Source organism: Rhodospirillaceae bacterium, from assembly GCA_002728255.1.
In the GTDB taxonomy this organism is placed as follows: Bacteria; Pseudomonadota; Alphaproteobacteria; order UBA7887; family UBA7887.
The window spans coordinates 1-17,984 of record PBWV01000044.1 but is presented as its reverse complement, the minus strand read 5'-3'; the positions used below and the strand labels follow the sequence as shown (position 1 = coordinate 17,984).

General features: G+C 45.4%; 18 protein-coding genes. 12 read left to right on the top strand and 6 right to left on the bottom strand.

The window, feature by feature from the left end; all coding sequences use genetic code 11:
- The first annotated feature begins 30 nt into the window (after positions 1–30).
- Entirely contained in the window at positions 31–741 is a 711-nt protein-coding gene (locus tag CMM32_10930) for an acyl transferase (GenBank protein MBT07408.1), read from the top strand.
- A gap of 35 nt (positions 742–776) precedes the next feature.
- Positions 777–1,169, top strand: a complete 393-nt coding sequence (locus tag CMM32_10925) for a hypothetical protein (protein MBT07407.1) — start codon at positions 777–779, stop codon at positions 1,167–1,169.
- 109 nt (positions 1,170–1,278) lie between these two features.
- Here the strand turns inward: CMM32_10925 and CMM32_10920 are convergent, their stop codons facing one another.
- Positions 1,279–2,907 (bottom strand): hypothetical protein, encoded by a 1,629-nt coding sequence (locus CMM32_10920; GenBank protein MBT07406.1) that lies wholly within the window; start codon positions 2,905–2,907, stop codon positions 1,279–1,281.
- Between the two features lie 317 nt (positions 2,908–3,224).
- Here CMM32_10920 and CMM32_10915 point away from each other — a divergent pair, with 317 nt between their 5' ends.
- Entirely contained in the window at positions 3,225–4,304 is a 1,080-nt protein-coding gene (locus CMM32_10915) for a malate dehydrogenase (protein MBT07405.1), read from the top strand.
- A gap of 47 nt (positions 4,305–4,351) precedes the next feature.
- Here CMM32_10915 and CMM32_10910 read toward each other — a convergent pair whose 3' ends face one another.
- The gene (locus CMM32_10910; GenBank protein ID MBT07404.1) at positions 4,352–5,296 is read right to left on the bottom strand and encodes a hypothetical protein; all 945 of its coding nucleotides are present in this window, start codon (positions 5,294–5,296) and stop codon (positions 4,352–4,354) included.
- Positions 5,297–5,725: 429 nt separating this feature from the next.
- Here CMM32_10910 and CMM32_10905 point away from each other — a divergent pair, with 429 nt between their 5' ends.
- The gene (locus CMM32_10905) at positions 5,726–6,817 is read left to right on the top strand and encodes a mandelate racemase (GenBank protein MBT07403.1); all 1,092 of its coding nucleotides are present in this window, start codon (positions 5,726–5,728) and stop codon (positions 6,815–6,817) included.
- An 809-nt stretch (positions 6,818–7,626) separates the two neighbouring features.
- Here CMM32_10905 and CMM32_10900 read toward each other — a convergent pair.
- The gene (locus tag CMM32_10900; GenBank protein MBT07402.1) at positions 7,627–7,977 is read right to left on the bottom strand and encodes a hypothetical protein; all 351 of its coding nucleotides are present in this window, start codon (positions 7,975–7,977) and stop codon (positions 7,627–7,629) included.
- Positions 7,978–8,093: 116 nt separating this feature from the next.
- Between CMM32_10900 and CMM32_10895 the strand changes: the two genes are divergently transcribed.
- The 3 genes from CMM32_10895 (at position 8,094) to CMM32_10885 (ending at position 9,780) form a co-directional block, all read left to right on the top strand.
- Positions 8,094–8,462, top strand: a complete 369-nt coding sequence (locus CMM32_10895; protein MBT07401.1) for a hypothetical protein — start codon at positions 8,094–8,096, stop codon at positions 8,460–8,462.
- Between the two features lie 175 nt (positions 8,463–8,637).
- Positions 8,638–9,108 carry a hypothetical protein gene (locus CMM32_10890; GenBank protein ID MBT07400.1) on the top strand — a complete coding sequence of 157 codons (471 nt, stop codon included), beginning with the start codon at positions 8,638–8,640 and terminating at the stop codon, positions 9,106–9,108.
- A 282-nt stretch (positions 9,109–9,390) separates the two neighbouring features.
- Positions 9,391–9,780 (top strand): hypothetical protein, encoded by a 390-nt coding sequence (locus CMM32_10885; GenBank protein ID MBT07399.1) that lies wholly within the window; start codon positions 9,391–9,393, stop codon positions 9,778–9,780.
- 101 nt (positions 9,781–9,881) lie between these two features.
- Here the strand turns inward: CMM32_10885 and CMM32_10880 are convergent, their stop codons facing one another.
- Both CMM32_10880 and CMM32_10875 read right to left on the bottom strand, forming a co-directional pair.
- Positions 9,882–10,478, bottom strand: coding sequence for a 2-hydroxychromene-2-carboxylate isomerase (locus CMM32_10880; GenBank protein MBT07398.1), 597 nt, complete (start codon positions 10,476–10,478; stop codon positions 9,882–9,884).
- A gap of 234 nt (positions 10,479–10,712) precedes the next feature.
- Positions 10,713–11,138 (bottom strand): cupin, encoded by a 426-nt coding sequence (locus tag CMM32_10875; protein ID MBT07397.1) that lies wholly within the window; start codon positions 11,136–11,138, stop codon positions 10,713–10,715.
- A 110-nt stretch (positions 11,139–11,248) separates the two neighbouring features.
- Here CMM32_10875 and CMM32_10870 point away from each other — a divergent pair, with 110 nt between their 5' ends.
- Both CMM32_10870 and CMM32_10865 read left to right on the top strand, forming a co-directional pair.
- Positions 11,249–12,019, top strand: a complete 771-nt coding sequence (locus CMM32_10870; GenBank protein ID MBT07396.1) for a short-chain dehydrogenase — start codon at positions 11,249–11,251, stop codon at positions 12,017–12,019.
- Positions 12,020–12,158: 139 nt separating this feature from the next.
- Complete coding sequence (locus CMM32_10865) at positions 12,159–13,091, top strand: NAD(+) diphosphatase (GenBank protein MBT07395.1); 933 nt, start codon at positions 12,159–12,161, stop codon at positions 13,089–13,091.
- Between the two features lie 194 nt (positions 13,092–13,285).
- Here CMM32_10865 and gph read toward each other — a convergent pair whose 3' ends face one another.
- A complete protein-coding gene (gph, locus tag CMM32_10860) occupies positions 13,286–13,993 on the bottom strand; it encodes a phosphoglycolate phosphatase (protein MBT07394.1) in 708 nt (235 codons plus the stop codon).
- Between the two features lie 72 nt (positions 13,994–14,065).
- Between gph and glmU the strand changes: the two genes are divergently transcribed.
- From glmU to CMM32_10845, 3 genes are all read left to right on the top strand, one after another.
- Positions 14,066–15,433, top strand: a complete 1,368-nt coding sequence (glmU, locus tag CMM32_10855) for a bifunctional N-acetylglucosamine-1-phosphate uridyltransferase/glucosamine-1-phosphate acetyltransferase (GenBank protein ID MBT07393.1) — start codon at positions 14,066–14,068, stop codon at positions 15,431–15,433.
- 8 nt (positions 15,434–15,441) lie between these two features.
- Positions 15,442–17,265, top strand: a complete 1,824-nt coding sequence (glmS, locus tag CMM32_10850; GenBank protein MBT07392.1) for a glutamine--fructose-6-phosphate transaminase (isomerizing) — start codon at positions 15,442–15,444, stop codon at positions 17,263–17,265.
- A 119-nt stretch (positions 17,266–17,384) separates the two neighbouring features.
- Positions 17,385–17,903, top strand: coding sequence for a hypothetical protein (locus tag CMM32_10845; GenBank protein ID MBT07391.1), 519 nt, complete (start codon positions 17,385–17,387; stop codon positions 17,901–17,903).
- Positions 17,904–17,984 lie beyond the last annotated feature (81 nt).

The window sequence follows — 17,984 nt, the reverse complement described above, 5'->3', positions numbered from 1 at the left end:
TGGTAAGATTGATGGCAAAGGAATATAGGTATGTCTGAAACACCACTTAATACCAACGAGTTGGCGGCTTTGAGAGATCTCGACACCCCGACTGTATGCAATGCGCTTGAGATTTGTTTGCCAGAGCGAAGGTCTTTTGGTTTCACAACACAGCATTTGCATTGTGTAAATCCAAAACTCCCACCAATGGTGGGTTACGCTAGGACATCCACGATAAGAGCTTTACGTGCTTCAACGGATGAGCCAGCAGATCAAAAGCAGAAGCGAATAGATTATTACAACTACGTTGCTGAGGGGGTAGGCCCAACGGTAAGTGTAGTTCAGGATTTGGATGATGGACAGGCTGGATTTGGGTGCTTTTGGGGTGAAGTTAACAGCAACGTGCATAAGGCCCTTGGCTGTTTGGGAACAATAACCAATGGTGGTATTCGAGACTTAACTGAGTTTGCTCCAGGTTTTCAAGGATTAGCAGGTGCTATCACCCCAAGCCATGCCAATGTGCACTTGGTGAATGTGGGAGGTGAGGTAAATGTTGCAGGTATGGTGGTTAAGTCTGGCGATTTGGTTCATGCGGATATGCATGGGGCAGTTGTCATCCCCCACGAGGTGGCCCGGGACGTACCCGCAGCAGCCGATCTCATGGTCCGAAGGGAAGCCGTAGTTCTGGAGGCCGCAAGGGCTCCTGGGGCCAACGCAGAAACCATCACTAAAGCAATGATGGAATCGGCAAAGGTTACATAGTAGTATAGAGGTCTGAAGGAAAAGGGTTGGCAAGAATGCTAAAGGTGGGATTTAAGGCGCTATTGGGCGAGGCTAATGCCGAGATCACGACTATTTCGGCTGAGGAGGCGGTAGGCCATATTGGAAATGATGATATCAAATTTGTGGATGTCCGGGAAACCCAAGAGGTTGAAAGTAGTGGGGGATTACCGGGGCATATTCATGTGCCCCGTGGCTTGCTAGAGTTTATGGCGGATCCGGAAAGTCCAATGCACAAGACGGAGCTCTCTAGTGGGAAGCGACTGGTTCTCTACTGTGCGTCGGGAGGCCGTTCAGCACTTGCTGCCAAGACTTTACAGGATATGGGGTTCTCTGATGTTTGCCATATTGCTGGGGGATTTACTGCCTGGCTGGATCTGGGCGGGCCGACAGCAGACTTAAAGTCCTAGAGAGTTGAGAAATAGGGAGATTAAAATTTTTGTGCGTATTAGTTGATAATAAGCCCGCGAGAAATTATCTCGTGGGCTTATTTCACTAGTCGTCCTCTATAAACCTATTTTAGAACCGAGACACCTCAACTTCTTTATCTGTTATAAATTCAAGCAAGGCAGGAGTTCCATTCTCAGTCTGCTCGATCCCCCTGCGGATGGCGGGTATTATCTCTTTGGGGTCGGTAATCCTCTCTCCATAGCCCCCGAAGGCTCGAGCCATGGCGGCGTAATCTCCTGAGATGTCAGTGGACCGGTATTTTTCAGTTGCTACCTGCATAATTTTTAATTCAATCGCCATGCAAAAGTTATTTAATAATATAGACAAAATAGGGATTCGTTCCCGGACCGCCGTTTCAAAGTCCATTCCGGTAAAGCCTATGGCAGCGTCGCCCCAGATATTGATGCATAATTTTTCTGGTTGGGCGAGTTTAGCACCCATTGCGAAGCCCAACCCAGCCCCGAGTTGGGTTGTTTTTCCCCATCCAATGTAGCTGAGAGGTTTGATGGAATTCCAGAATGGTGTTGTTTGATCTCTCGGGCTGCCCGCGTCGTGGGTAACAATGGTATTTTCCATGTCTACCGTGTTTGCGAGATCCCATATCACCCGGTAGGGGGACAGAGGGTTTTGATCCGAGGTTAATTTTGGCATCCATTTCTCTAGCCAGGATGCTCTTAGTCTGGCAATTTCCTCAGTGACTTTCTTTTGGTCTCTGGGTGTGCCATTTAATTCCTTTTCTACGTGTACCAATAGGGCATCAAGCGTCAGAGCAGCATCCCCAATTAATGCGTAATCCGCTTCAACATCTTTATTTAAGTCAGTGGGTTCTAGGGTGGAATGAATAATCTTTGGTCCTTTAGGCATGCTTACCCCAAAGGAGGTTTCCGTAAAGCTGCAACCTATTCCAAAAACAACATCGGCTTTGTGTAGAAATTCATGCAAGGGCAGTGACATGGCTATGCCCCCTGTCCCCAGTGATAGGGGGTGATTCTCTGGGAAAGCACTTTTCCCTCCCAAACTACTCATGACCGGTATTGCCAGCATTTCAGCTAGACGTTTGAGTTGGGGCCAAGCCTCTGCATAATGTACGCCTTGCCCCACATAAATAACAGGGCTTTTTGCCTCCATCAGAACTTTAGCCACTTTCCCGACTTCTTCGGGGTCGGGACCCGAACGGGTTACAAGAGTTGGAGTATAAGAGAAGTCCTCCACTTCCTCGCCAAACATGTCAGCTGGTATTTCCACTAATACAGGGCCTGGGCGCCCGTTACGTAATTGCGTAAATGCCCGTCGCATAACATTCGGTATTTCCTTCGGGCTGGTTATCGGCTCCGTCATTTTTGTAAAACTTTTCATGCTGTGTGCAGAATTAAAATTAGGAGTTACATGAGCCTGTGCTTGAGGATATCCCATAGGCATAACTAATATCGGGACAGAGTCACCGAACGCCTGAGCAACACCTCCCATAGCATTTTCTGCTCCGGGCCCCATCTGCATTGCAAATGCACCAATGTTCTTTCCACTGGAGACGCGAGACATGGCATCCGCCATGTGTAACCCGATCCGCTCCTGGCGGACTACAATAGTTCTAATATCAGCACGAGCGGCGGCTTCTATGAGGTGGTTTACCGGATAACATATAAGGGTTTCCACACCCTCCCTTTTTAGAATGTCTGCGATTGCGTCCCCTGTTTCCACTTTCGTTCTCCATTTGCTTGTTATTGCTTAGTGAAGAGGTCAGTAGATACCAAGTCACCAAGAGCCTTCAAATCTCTAGTTATCATAGATATTCGTATGGATTTCACTAGCTATTTTTATGCTTTGTAGAAAATTTTACTTGGCGCGGCATTTGTTATAGCGAGAGGAAGTGATGTCGTATCAATCCCCTTCCTCGCAGGACAGCCAGAATTCTGGATACAGTTCTAAATTGTATTGCGATAATCCTACCAACATATTAACAAGGACAAGAAGTTTTTGCAGAATTCTTACAATTACTTTTGGCTAAGGGAAGTGAAATGTTAGACCAATTTCGTGTGTCCGAGGATGTTGCTGTTTTTGTTGATCACCAAGATATGCATGCGACTGTTAGAGATATTTTTGTCGCTTTGGGAATGCCCGAGAAAGATGCTCGGCAATCTGCCGACGTTCTTTTGTATGCTGATATCAGAGGCATAGAGAGCCATGGGGTTAGCAATATGCTCAGGCTGTACGTAGAGAGAATCCAGGAGGGAAAAATAAACTTGAATCCAAACTGGAAAATCACTCGTGAGGCTCCAGCGGCCTGCACCATAGACTCAGATTCAGGACACGGCGGGGTGATTGGACCAATTGCCATGAAAGAAGCCATTGAACGGGGTAAGAAATATGGTGTCGGGGCGGTCACTGTATACAATGGCGGCCATTTTGGAGCAGCTGCTTATACGGCAGCCATGGCCCTTGATCATGATATGATTGGTGTGTCGATGACTGCGGGGGGCGTGGCGATGGCCCCAACTTTTGGGGCTGAGGCCTTGGTTGGGCTCAATCCAATAGGGATAGCCGTGCCCAGTAAGAAGGAACCCCCCTACATTTTTGATGCTTCCATGAGTGCTGTAGCTGGAAATAAAGTAAAATTAATACAGAGGCTGGGAAGGGGGACATTACCTGCTTGGATAACCGATTCCGATGGAGACCCGATCATGGAGGAAAAAGAGGTTCCAGAAGGATACTTGCATCTACCTGTAGGGGGTACGAGAGAAATAGGTTCGCATAAAGGGTTTGGCTTAGCGATGATGATAGAGTTGCTGACAAGTACGCTATCTGGCGGTTCCGCAGGTCCAGATAGGCGAGCGGAGCAGGCTCATCATTTTTTGGCATACAGAGTAGATGCTTTTACCGATTTGGATCAATTTAAAGATGATGTAGATACGTATCTAAAACGCCTTCGCGCCTCCAAGACAGCTCCTGGAGAGGGGCAAGTTTATTATGCGGGGTTGCAAGAATTTGAAGAGGAGATTGTTAGGAGGGATAAAGGCATTCCTTATCACCCTGAAGTTATAGGGTGGTTTAAGGAGGTGATTTCTGAGCTTTCTATCGAGGACCGGCTTCCCCAATAATATGAAGCAGTGTTTGTATCATAACCAAGGGGGATTCGCAGATTTATTTACGGTTCCATGGAGGAACATCGTATGTTGGCAAGATTTTTGAAATTAGTTTCAGATTGACAAAGTAGGGTGTGCTGAAATTGGGCTTGTTCAAGGTTTGCAGCGTTAAAGTCGGTGCCACTTAAATTAGACCAGCTGAAGTCCGCTTCGGCGAGGTTGGCCTTAAAAAATGAGGAAAAACTGAGATTCGCATCGCGAAGTGTTGTCTGCTGCAGATTTGCATAGGCTAATAAAGCGTTAGAAAGGTCAGCTTGAGAAAGCGAGGCGAGGCGCAGGTCTGAGTTCGATAGATTGGCCGAAATTAGTGTTGCCAGTTGAAGATTAGCCCAATTTAAGTTGACTCTTTGCATGGAGCTTTTCTCCAAATTCGCGCGGCCAAGATCAGCAGACTCCATGGCGGCTCCGTCTAAATTGGCTGATATCATCGTCGCTCCAGTTAAGAAACAAAAATTGAGCAACGCTTCTTGCAGGTTGGCCATACTTAAATTGGAATCTGTTAAATTTGCATATTCTAAGGTTGCTTGTGAAAGGTTCGCCCCTTGTAGGTTAGCTCCTGTCAGGTCTGTTTCAAAAAGAATGGCCTTCCGCAAAGTCGCTTCGGTAAGATTTGTAAGGCGTAATATCGCGCGTGATAGGTTGGCGTTACTGAGATTCGCCCGTGTAAGGTTTACCCATGATAAATCAGCGTTTTCGAAATTTGATCCACTAAGATCAGCTTCAATTAGGTCGTCTTCTTCAAAGTATAGGGAAGCTAGATCAACTCCAGCTAGGTTACAGCCAGAACATTCTCTATTCTTCTGAAAATATTCAAGGTCTTGATGATCAAACGCCCATGATTTTTGGGTACTTAGTGGTTGGGGGGCTAGGACAAGGAAACCACAAAATACCAGTCTCCAGACTGCGTTCAACATATCGACGCTATGGTCATGGCCATGGGCAAACATTATAGCTCTCCGGTCTCACACTTACCTGTTCATTTAAGTATCAGTGTTGCTAAATGTGTAAGTCACACGCTGCTGGTTATTAAAAGGACGCTTTGATATAGCTTTCCCATGAAGCGCCAATGTCTATAGAGTATGGTTTTTCTTGAAGTTCGTGAAGAACGTCCTTTGCTTCCTTCTCGGAACAGTTTCCTATCTTAATCTCCATTACCTGAAATAAGGATTCTATCAATTCTTTTCGGTTTAGACTCACAAAATTTCTCCCAGTGGGCGGTTTTCAGCTGTGTAATATTGGTAGTGTAAGATTTGATTGTATCAAATGTTTTCTGTGCGTAGGATTATTTAATGTCTCAGTAATACAGCTGAATTATGGCGTGGTCGGGTAACCTATTGAGTGGTTCGCTACGGACCTGGATTTGGAAAGGAAGTTCCATGAAGATAACAAATGTAAAAGTGGAGTTATTCAAATGGTCTACGGCGCCTTGGCGGGTTGGCCTGAATCACCTGCGGGCCGGGGGAGAAGGTAAGCTCGGTGTAGTAACTGTAGAGACTGATGAGGGAGTAATCGGCAATGCATTCTTGAGAGCTCCTGAACACACTGCGCCCAGCTTAATACAGTATCTTAAGCCAATAGTTATGGGAGCTAACCCTCAGGATATTGGATCTCTTTGGTGGCGCATGTGGAAGATGAATAGGGCAGCTGCTATTGCTGGTATTGGGGCCATTGATATTTGTTTGTGGGATATTAACGGTAAAATAGCGAACCAGCCAATACATAGGTTGCTTGGAACGTGCAAAGAGAAGGTTCCTGTTTATTCCAGTACAGCTTTCCATGGAACTACGGAAGAGTATGTTGAAGAGGCCCTGCTTTTCAAAGAAAAGGGTTGGCAGGCTCATAAAATTCATCCTCATGGAGATCCTGCAAAGGATATTGAGATCTCTGGAGCAATCCGAGAGGCAGTCGGAGGGGATATGAAGTTAATGCTGGACTCCATGTGGGCATACCAATACGAAGATGCGATGCGGGTTGGTAGGGCGATCGAGGATTTTGATTATTATTGGTATGAGGACCCCTTGGTAGAGGAAGACATTTATAACTATGTGAAGCTGAACGAAAAACTTGATATTCCAATTATGTGTACAGAGTTTGCTCCAGGCAGATTTTATGGAATGACACAGTGGATCACACAATATGCTACGGACATCCTGCGCGGTGATGTTGCTGTTACCGGAGGTATTACCCCGATGATGAAGCTTTGTCATTTAGCTGAGGGCTTCAATATGAAGTGTGAAATTCATCACGGGGGGAATTCTCTCAATAATGTTGCCAATTTGCATGTGACAATGGCAGTTCCCAATTGTGAGTTTTATGAGTTTTTTCCGTGTACCGGAGGTTTAACCTATGGGTTGGTGGAGGAAATTCAATTTGATAAAGGATATGTGCATGCGCCCACAAAGCCCGGTTTGGGATACGATATCGATTGGGATATGCTGAAGAATGTCAGTTTGGGGGTGTTGGATTAATTGAATAGTTCTGGCCAGAAAAGAAAAAGGGGTGCTTTTGGCAAAAAGGCACCCCTTTATTATTTGGTAGTATTTTCTACTACTCTTCAGACTCAGAAGATTCCTCTTTTTCTTCATCACAATTTGAGCCAGTGCATGCATTCATCTCTTGAGCGCTAGCAGTTAGGCTAAACGAAGAGAAGAACAAACCAGCTAAGAAGAGGATTAGTGTCTTTTTCATTGTGTAACGTTCCTTATAATCGTGAATTTAGAAATTTTGTGCCCTTTTCAAGCACGCAATGCGCGAGAAGATAGGAAAAATTATCAAAAAATCAAGACTATTTTGGTTAAGTATGGATTTTTGTGGCAGAATTAGCGAAGATTCCAAGCAGATCGGGCTCTATTCAGGGTAAGCTCGACGTGTTTTGCTTTTTAATTATTTCCCTATGGAAGTTCATAGGTAAGGCTTTGGCGGTAGTTAGAGGCGTTGTCATATTTGGCAGACCTTGGTCCAAAACAAATGCCAAGGTCCGCTTCCGCTAATGCCCGCATATTTGGTTGTGCCGCCTATAATAGTGCTAATTCCTTGATTTGTGGTGGCGTTGTCGGTTGAGGTTGGTAAGATGTTGCTCCCCATTTTGATCACCGAAGGCACAATCTCCTTTGTTGGTAACACCATGAGGGGCGAGACAATATTAGGTCCCCGCACATAGGGGCTTTACCTTCATGGAACGGGCCAGCATCGGTAGCGAGGTAGTAGAGCAACCCATCCATGCCGTTTATACAGAGATAGCTCGCTTGGTTAGGCCCCGGCAGTGAACGGACCCGGCTCACAATAGTTTTTTCAGGGTATGGCGTCGGTTATTAGTAAATGGCCTGACTTCTATGCCCCATCTACCTTTTTCTACTGCCGTATCCCAAGCCGCGCTGGTAAGGACTTGAGGATCGGTTATTTCGTATATGGCGGTATACCTAGGTTCACCTTTGGGGTCCATTTGTACAGTTTGCCCGCCAATATTCATCTCTAAATCGGTAGTTTTCGAACGTTGCACAGATACCACTCCCGGGACCTTTAGGAGCGCGGGGATGTGTTCCTTGTCGTAGACCTCGTTAAATAAGGCTTCCTTTTCCGCATCTACGTCCATACTTACTAGCAGAAGATATTTCCCAACAGTGGTCATAAGATATTCCTCTAAAAGAGTTGTTTAGTTGCATAATATTGGACAAAATCACCTTATACTAGACTGAGGCTGATCAGTTTCCTCGGTCCCCCAAAAGAGCCTTATGGAGACAAGTTATGGAGAAGAAAGAGCGGTTTTATTTGGATTGTCCTTTCTCTGAAAAAGACGAAGCTAAGGGGCTGGGGGCTTTTTGGGATGCTGATGTACGAAAATGGTATGTCCCTGGAAATGTTGATAAGGATCTTTTTGCCAAGTGGTTTCCGGGCGCCAATGCGGATTATCAGGATCCGGTTGTTGTTGAGGACGCGGATAAGTTTTATCTCGATGTGGATTTTGCAGATAAAGATGAGGTCAAGAAACTAGGTGCTAGATGGGATCCCAAGGCCCGCAAATGGTGGACCAATTCTGAGGACCGGGAAAAATTTACCGCCTGGTGGCCGAATCAGGGCTTGCGGATAGTGGAGGATGATACTCCTTCGTTCTAGGTAACCCATACGTTTCTGGTCTTTTTCATCCTAAATCAGAAGTTTGAATAGAGTAATTGGAATACCTTCATTATTTGTGCTATTTATCGTTACATAAAGTGCTTATGCTTAGATTAGCGATGTCTACAAGGGAGGCCCCTCGCTTACGTATAACAAAACAGAATTTGGAGTGGATATGAAGAAATTACTAACAATTTTGGCATTGTGCCTATTTTCCGTATCAACCGGCGCTTTGGCGGGAACCTGCAATGGTGAGTTTGGTTGGTTGGGTAAGGGTAAAGTTTTCGGTCTTGCAGAGGGTGATTTTATCTTTACTGGGGAGTTCAGTGGCGCGTTTTTCAATACGGATGTAAATGACCCAACCCACAAAGCCACCGTTCAATGTCCGGGATCGTGGCATGTTCAGGGTGGTGAAGGAAATTCGCAAGGCGTATGTATCCTAAAAGATGCGGCAGGCGATAAAATGTTTTTTACTTGGGCGGGAACAGGATCATTCCCGGTTACCGGTGGCCCTTTTCAGGTGACGGGTGGTACAGGGAAATTTGAGGGCTCCGCAGGCGGCGGCGACTTTGTGGGACATACCGTGGCCATGGATGATGAGATGAATGGCATGGGTTACGCTACCTGGACTAATTGTACCTATTAGTCAGGATGTTTTTGTTCACGTTATAAGGTGGTGTGATTGGAAGGCTGAGGAGAAACTCAGCCTTCTTCGTTTCCTTTGGAAGAAAACTAACGCGTCTCTTCTAAAATCCAAAATAGGATAGGGCTGATAGGTTACAGCGAATCGGCGAAAATTAGACCAGTTTTTATAAAGTCGTCTTAATGGGTCGTTGTCATGGGAAGTTTCGGCTGCTGCATTAAGTGAACGTGGTAAATATCACTGATTACGTCTTCAGGGAAGGAGTGCCCCGCTAACAAAGTGGCGATGTTTTATGTTATATCTCGGGTAGGAACATACGTTTTGGGAATTCAATCTGGGAGATGTGTTGTGGTTTATGCACTAAATGTCTTCAATTTTATTGAAGGGCAAGAAAATGATTATAAAGAGTATTCTGTAAAGGCAGGAAAAATAATATATGGAAAAGGGGGAAGGGTCATTTCTTCGGGGTGGAACCCAATTCGTGAATTACGGGGAGATATTAAACGGCGGCATATGATTGTCGTTGAATTTCCAAGTGAGCAAGTTTTTCAGGAATTTTTAGATGAGGCTGAGAAAGATGATATTCATCGACTGAGAGAGAATTCCACCGCTGATTATATCTGGACTTTATATGAGCCTTGGGATATGCGGGAGTGGGTCAAACATTCCAAATAGTTATTAAAGTATATGCAGTATTTACCAACGGCCCCCGGCTTCACAGTTTAAGGCCGTCCATTCCAAAATTGTCAGTTTGGTTCCCGCCAGAGAGACGTCGTCTATTTTTCAATTGCCCGGGTGAGGAAGTCGATTCGGTCCTGCCCCCAAAATAGTTCTCCTTGGTATATCCAGGTGGGTGCGCCAAAAACATTAGACGAGATGGCGTCCTTTGTATTTTGATCAAGCTCTTGCTGAATTTGGTTACTTTCCGCGGCCTCAAGTAGTGTTTTACCTTCAAAGCCTTGCTCATTGGCAATAGCAACAATGGTATTTGTATCCCCAATGTCCCTTTCCTCTGCCCAGCAAGCACTCATATATGCGTTGGCTAGATCCGTGACGTCCTGGCCCGTCTTTGTGGCTGCCACAATCATTTTGTGGCTTGGGGTTGGGTCTGGTGGAAAGTACTTCGGCTGGATGTTAATTTTCATTTTCAGAACCTCGCCCCACCGACGCAGTTCATTGAGTCTGTTAGCCTGTATTTGAGGGGGACGTTCTTTTACTTTTTTCTGTCCAGTTAAGGCAAATGCTGCAAACAAATCAAACGGCTTCCAATTAACCACTAGCTCGTTTTGCTCTGCCAGTATTTTGAATCTTGGTCCGGCAAGGTAGGTATATGGTGAAGGGGGGGTAAAGTAATAATCAATGGTTTTCGCCATCCGTATCTTCCATTTGGCTTTATAGACTTAAGAGGTTTATATTTTGTTGAGTTCCAGCATTGAGTGAGCAACTTAGTCTGGGATCCATTAAAAATCGAGAGCTGTGGGTGGCTTCTACTCCGTCTGGAAGGCAGAGGCCTCTTGGTGGCGGTTGACCTATATACCGGCCTTCCACATTTTCTAATATTATTGAGTTAGAACAGAAGGTCCAGCCACTGGCTTCAATTTAAGACACTAAGCCGCTTTATCACTTAGTACTTTACCATCCTCTTGAATCGTATCATGTACTCCTGGAGAGAGAATTTCGAGTGCTTCAAAATCTTCCGAGCACTTTAACTCATTGTGCTTTATTTTAGCAGGAGCTAGGACACAGTCTCCTTTCCGGTAGGTCTTTACACCTACTCCCTCATAATCAAAGGTAACCCAGCCATTCAGCACATAGAACATTTGAAAGGTGACCATGTGTTGGTGGTAGCCTGTTGTCTTCATGTCTTGATCGCCTTCAAAATCTTTTTTTACTCGAAGAACGTGAGCCCTAAATTCACCATTGGTAGCTTCAAGCACGCCGAGGTCTCTGTACTCTAGAAAATCTCGTAACCCTGGCTTAAAGGTTGCGTTGTCTGCGAAGCTGGCGCTAAACTTCTGGTCTGTATCCGACATATTTATGTCTCCCCAATTGCTCTAATTTTGTTTATACCTAGTATGTGTTGGCAAGTCAAAATAGCCAACTTTGAGTTTTGGTCAGGCTATGTATAAGGAAACGTTATTCTATGGATTTGTTCTTAAATAACAAAACGGCTTTGATTACGGGGGCTTCAAAGGGAATAGGGAAAGCCATTGCTGAGTCACTTGCACAGGAAGGCTGTAATTTGGCTCTGACTGCCCGTAGCGGGGACATGCTTGAGGACGTCAAGGCGACTTTACAAAAAAAGCACAACATATCAGTGGAAATATTTCCAATTGATTTGTCTCTAAAAAATTCAGCAGAGCAAATTTCTGAGTTTGCGGGGAATGTTGATATTCTAATAAATAATGCGGGAGCGATTCCTCCTGGGGAATTGACGGCGATTGACGAGGAAGCATGGAGAGAGGCATGGAACTTAAAAGTTTTTGGGTACATTAATCTCTGTCGGCTTTTTTATGGTAAGATGAAAGAGGTGAAGAGTGGTGTTATACTCAACATAATAGGCGCAGCCGCTGTTAAGCCAATGTATGCCTATATTGCTGGGACCACCGGTAATGCTGGTCTTACTGCTTTTACGAAGGCTTTGTCTAATGGGAGTACTTATAATGGTGTTAGAGTATTAGGCATTAGTCCTGGTCTGACCGCGTCGGATAGAATGGTTACAATGATGCGGGGTCAAGCCAAAGAAAAATTGGGTGATGAAGAGCGGTGGGAGGAATTATTCAAAGATTTGCCATTTGGAAGAGCGGCGAAGGCGGAGGAAGTGGCTGATCTCGCAACGTTTTTGGTCTCTCCAAGAAGTAATTACACATCTGGGACTGTTATTACGCTGGATGCAGGTGTTTCCAATCATTGATTGATCTTGTTGAATGAGACATCGAGTCCAATGGTGTTTCGTTGTGAGCTATGAGGAGGCCTTGGGAGCGTCATGATGGCTGGCCCGTATTCGTGTTCTGAGTTAATTATAGGGGATATTTCCCGTGAGTGAACAACCGATGTTCTTTTCCGGAAACCCGATATATCGTGCCAGCAATGAAAGGCGTGATCCTGATTGGGTAGAACAGGCATTAAACTCGGAAAGTAGTTGTTTTCTTCCGGTGAGTAATTTGGAGTTCCCGGCGACAAATGGGCGGGAAGGTAAGTTATTATGGGGAGACAGAAGCTGGCTTAAGGCATCCACTAAACCCGAAGAACCGATATTTTTAGGGAATTTTAAGGGGCGTGGCCATTTTGTTTTCAATGTGGCTGATCCTCAGTTGGCCCTGGACTCCCTCGGCATTGGCGCCATGGGGAGCTTTCTTGGATTGCGTGATCTTGCTTCCGTTTTGTCGCCTGAGGAAGCTGCCATTGCGGCGCAAGCTCGTTCTATTATGGAATGGCATGCCAGGCACCCATTTTGCTCTGGCTGCGGCAATAGGTCTGTTCATCGAAATGGTGGAAGTTCGCGGCACTGTCCCCGTTGTCAGATAGATCACTTTCCGAGGCTTGATCCAGTTGCAATCGTATTGGTGATTAAGGGGGATAAGTGCCTTCTTGGGCGGTCCGGTAGGTTTGGTCGCAATCTGTATTCAGCCCTGGCTGGTTTTATAGAGTATGGTGAATCAATAGAGGAGGCTGCTCGGCGAGAGATAAGGGAGGAGTCTGGAATTGAAGTAGGAGAGGTTAGTTATGTGGCTTCACAACCTTGGCCGTTTCCCTACTCTTTAATGGTGGGTTGCTATGGAGAAGCATTAAGCGAGAATATTATTCTCGATGAAGAGGAATTGGCCGATGCTCGTTGGTTTTCTAGAGCGCACGTGAAGAAAGCCCTAGCCGGGGAAGTGACAGACCTTTCTCTCCCAGGAAAACTTGCGATCGCGCGTTACCTCATTGAAAGCTGGGTGGTTGGCGGTGGTTTTTCATCAGGCTTCAACTCGAATCACCAGTAGCTGTTTTTCTTTGTGGTGTCGATTGCAAGATCCTGAGTAGCATAATCAGGTAAGCTAGTAAGTGTCAGGACTGGTAAAGAGATGGGAGAATTTATCTCTTCTACCATGATCAAGGGCGCTGTTTCCCGAGATATTCTGGATTGCGCAAGGTTCTGGCGTTGAACTACGCTCTCTTATATAGAACACACCATAGGCTAGAAGTTAGGCTCGCTTGTTTCTTTGCGATCGAGAGATAATCTCTTGATTTCTGGTATCAATTCACTGAAGTTGTCTATTACTGCATCAGCTCCCAAGTCAATTGGTGGAATATCTGTGTAGCCAAAGGATACAGCGATTACAGGGATCCCCGCCGCCCGTGCAGCCTCAACATCGGTAATGCTATCGCCAACCATTGTGGCTGAGGATGCCAAGCCATTGGTAAGGCCAATAGCAGCTTCAAGTGGTGCTGCATCTGGCTTAGCAGTCGGTAGTGAGTTTCCACCGATGACCCCATGGAAATAGTTCGCCAAGTTAAGTCCATCCAAAATAGGAACAGACATTTCGTAAGACTTGTTCGTACATATGGACATGGGGTGACCCGCCTCTTTTAGTTTTTCCAGTGTTGTTACGACTGATGGAAAGGGGCGAGTTTCATTAAGATAACAATTTTCATAATGGCTTAAAAATCGTTTACGTAACTTCCCATGGAGCTCTTCCTCTGAAGGTGACTTGCCCGATTCGGTAAAGCCTTTTTTTATCATTTGGACAGCTCCCTGGCCGACCATAGACCGCACGGCGGACAGTGTAAGAGGTTCAAATCCCTCTTCCAAAAGTAGGTTATTGAGGGCTGTAGCCAGGTCTGGTGCAGTGTCCAGAAGAGTGCCATCAAGGTCAAAGATGACTGGACCAGGGACATTTTTCATGCAAGATCTTTCAAAAAGGATAATAGATAGGTTGGTTGTGACAATTTCGTTACTCTCTTGTAATGTATTCTAATGAGCGAGTTTTCAAAAGATAATAGATCGGATGCGCCCCTGGCGGTAATTGTGCTCGCCGCTGGTCATGGTACCAGGATGCAATCGGAAGTCCCTAAGGTTCTTCACCAAGTGGGCGGACTCCCAATGATCGACCATGTGCTCGATACTGTTGAGGCGGTCTCGCCGGATAAGGTTGTAGTTGTCATTGGGCCAGATATGGGAGACGTTGGGAGGGCCTGCCGGCATCACACTATTGTAGTCCAGGAAGAACGATTGGGTACAGGCCATGCCGTTCTGCAGGCTAGCGCTACGTTAAAAGGTTTTGGGGGGAATATTTTAGTTGTATTTGGGGATACTCCGCTTTTAACTGCTGAGACTATCTTGCTCATGAAACGGGCCTTAGATGTTAATAGGAAGAATATCCTGGCTGTCCTTGGCTTTGAACCAGAGATTCCAAAAGGGTATGGCCGTATCCGTTGCAAACGGGATGGCACTATTGAGGCTATTATTGAGGAATTGGACGCTAGCAGTGAAGATCTAAAAACAACCCTATGTAACTCGGGGGTGATGATATTTCGCTCAGAAGTTATGTTTAAGGAGCTAGTTAAGGTTAAGAATCAAAATGTCAAAGGTGAGTATTATTTGACAGATCTCGTTTCGTTAGTTCGGGATAGCGGAGAGAAGGTAGGCTTGGTGGTGGGGTTGTCCGATGAATTGCAAGGAATCAACAGTCGTATGGACTTAGCCAATGCTGAGTCAATTTTGCAGAACCGCTTAAGAGTAAGGGCAATGGCAGGAGGCGTAACCCTTATTGATCCTGGAACTACATGGCTTTCTATGGATACTACTTTCGGTAAGGATGTAACTATCGGGCCAAATGTGTTTCTAGGAAAATCTGTTGAGGTGGGTGATCGGGTGGAGATAAAGGCTTTCTCCCATTTGGAAGGAGTTAAGCTGGCAAATGATGTTGTCGTAGGTCCATTCGCTCGATTGAGGCCTGGAACGATGATTGGTTCGGGGGCTAAGGTAGGAAATTTTGTAGAGATTAAGGCAGCGTGTATCGGATCGGCAACTAAGGTGGGCCATCTTACGTATATCGGGGACTCAAACGTAGGGGCGGGTGTAAACATTGGGGCAGGTACAATAACTTGCAACTATGATGGTTTGAGAAAGCATTCAACGGAGATTGGTGATGGGGCGTTTATAGGTTCAAATACTGCTCTCGTAGCGCCTGTATCCATTGGTGAGAATGCCATTGTAGGTGCGGGCAGCGTCGTAACCGATGACATAGAAGAAGATGAGCTATCGGTCACCAGGGCAGAACAAAAACACTTGAAAGGCGGTGCCAAAAGATGGAGAGGGCGCCGCTCAACCGATAAACCCTGAGGTGTATTATGTGTGGGATCATCGGAGCAATTTCTCAGGACAATGTGGCTCCCCTCTTGATGGAGGGTTTGCGGCGCCTTGAGTATAGGGGTTATGATTCAGCTGGAGTTGCAACTTTGCTGGATGGGCAGGTTCAGCGGCGGCGCTGCGAGGGGAAGCTAGCTGAGTTGGGGTCTCTTTTGAAGACTGATCCCATAGAGGGCAGTATAGGAATTGGTCACACCCGATGGGCTACCCACGGCCCCGCCAGTACTGTTAACGCCCACCCACATTCAACTGATCTGGTGGCTTTGGTGCATAATGGGATCATTGAAAATTTCTTGAAACTTAGGGAAGAACTTGAAGGGCAAGAATATCGTTTTAAGAGTGAAACTGATACAGAAGTTGTTCTGGCTCTTATTGATGGTTATCTGAGAAAGGGTATGTCACCTGCAGAGGCTACGAGAACCATGCTTGGGCGGGTTGAGGGAGCATTTGCTCTTGCCATTATTTTTACTGGCCATGATAACTTGATGATTGGTGCCCGTCGGGGTTGTCCGTTAGTTGTTGGACATGGGAACGGTCAGCTATTTCTAGGGTCTGATGCCCTGGCCTTGGTTCCCCTTACGAGACGTATTTCATACTTAGAGGAGGGGGATTGGGTTGAACTGCAGGATAACGTGGTTACAGTTCATAACCAGGCGGGAGAAGTGGCAAACAGGCCCATAAGGGAAATCGATTTAGCTGATAGTGCGGTCGAAAAAGGTAACCATGCTCACTTTATGTTAAAGGAGATCTATGAACAGCCGGTGGTAATTGGTGACTGTCTTCAGAGCCTTTTCAATCCAGTGAAGAGAACCATTAGCTTGCCGCAACTAAACATTAATTTTTCTGACTATGAAAGAGTAAGTGTCGTAGCCTGTGGTACCTCCTATTACGCTGGACTGGTTGCCCGCTATTGGTTTGAGTCGCTTGCAGGCCTTCCCGTTGATATAGATGTTGCATCTGAATATCGTTATCGTGCCATACCGAGGCAAGACTGCACTCTGGGTCTGTTCATTTCACAATCTGGTGAAACTGCGGATACCCTTGCTGCGATGCGATTTGCAAAGAAGATGGGCCAAAGTATCTTATCTGTCGTGAATGTTCCGGAAAGTTCAATGGCGCGTGAGGCCGATAATGTTTTGTATACTATGGCTGGTCCAGAAATTGGTGTTGCTTCAACTAAGGCTTTTACTACCCAATTGATAACTCTCGCCAGTTTAGCAATCGCTATCGGCCGGGACCGTGGTAATCTTACTAGAGCAAGAGAAGAGGAGATGTCCTCAGCGTTAACAGAGGTTCCATCCCGTGTCGCGGAAGTTCTGAATCATGACGTAGCTTTGCGCAATTTGGCTCAACAAATCTATAATGAAAGAGATGTTCTCTATATAGGCAGGGGTACTAGTTTTGCTATTGCATTAGAAGGTGCTCTGAAATTAAAGGAGATAAGTTATATTCATGCAGAGGGTTATGCAGCTGGTGAGTTAAAGCATGGACCCATTGCTCTCATTGACGATGGGGTTCCTGTAATTGTGATTGCCCCAAATGATAATTTTTTTGATAAGACAGCAGCCAACATGCAGGAAGTCTTAGCGCGGGGTGGACGCGTGATCTTGATTTCGGATGAGGATGGGGTCGGTAAGGCAGGTCTTCAGGCTTTTGCCTCGATTGCATTACCAAAAGTTTCGCCACTGGTTGCCCCTATATTATATGCTATTCCTATTCAATTGCTGGCATACCATGTTGCTGCATTAAAAGGAACAGATATAGATCAACCAAGAAATTTGGCGAAATCTGTCACCGTAGAATGATGTAGTTCGGTGGTATTTTTTCTTAAGGCGAGTTTTTCCTCTATAAATAAAGATGTTTAATGTCAGTTCGTGATTTATCACGTTTTAGAAATTTGAAAAGAGTTTAGGGAATATCCAAATTGCTTAAATATTTAGTTTTTATAATGGTTTATTTTAATACATCTTTGTTATTTGCAAATGATGTGATTGATCACATCGGTCATCTTTTGACTGGAATGTATGAATTAGAGACCTGGGTGGATGGTGATGTAAGTTATAAATATCCCGATGTGGCAGGAACCTTATCAATTACTAATGGTCAAATAGGATTCACTTTAGATAATCGCATAAATAAAACAAAAACAGTGAAAGTAATTGCTTGGGGAGATTATCATTTCAGTGATGACACGTTTCACTATCAATATAGTGATTGGAAGGTTTTAATTGTAAGTGATGGTGAGGAACGTGTTAATGACACCTCTCCGTGGGAGGGTTATAGAACTTACGACCTAAAACTCGAGGAGGGTGTTTTGTTGTTGTCCGCTAATAACGGTAATCAGACATGGAGATTGGACGAAGCAAATCTAATCTATACTGATCGGGAGTGGGGAGAAGATAAGAGATTTGCTCAAAGGATTTGGAAAAGAATATCTAAGTAACTTACAAATTGGCGCCGAATCCCAACATTCGGTCACTGTCGAATAAAAACGTTGATATTCTGGGGTTTTTAACCCCTAAAA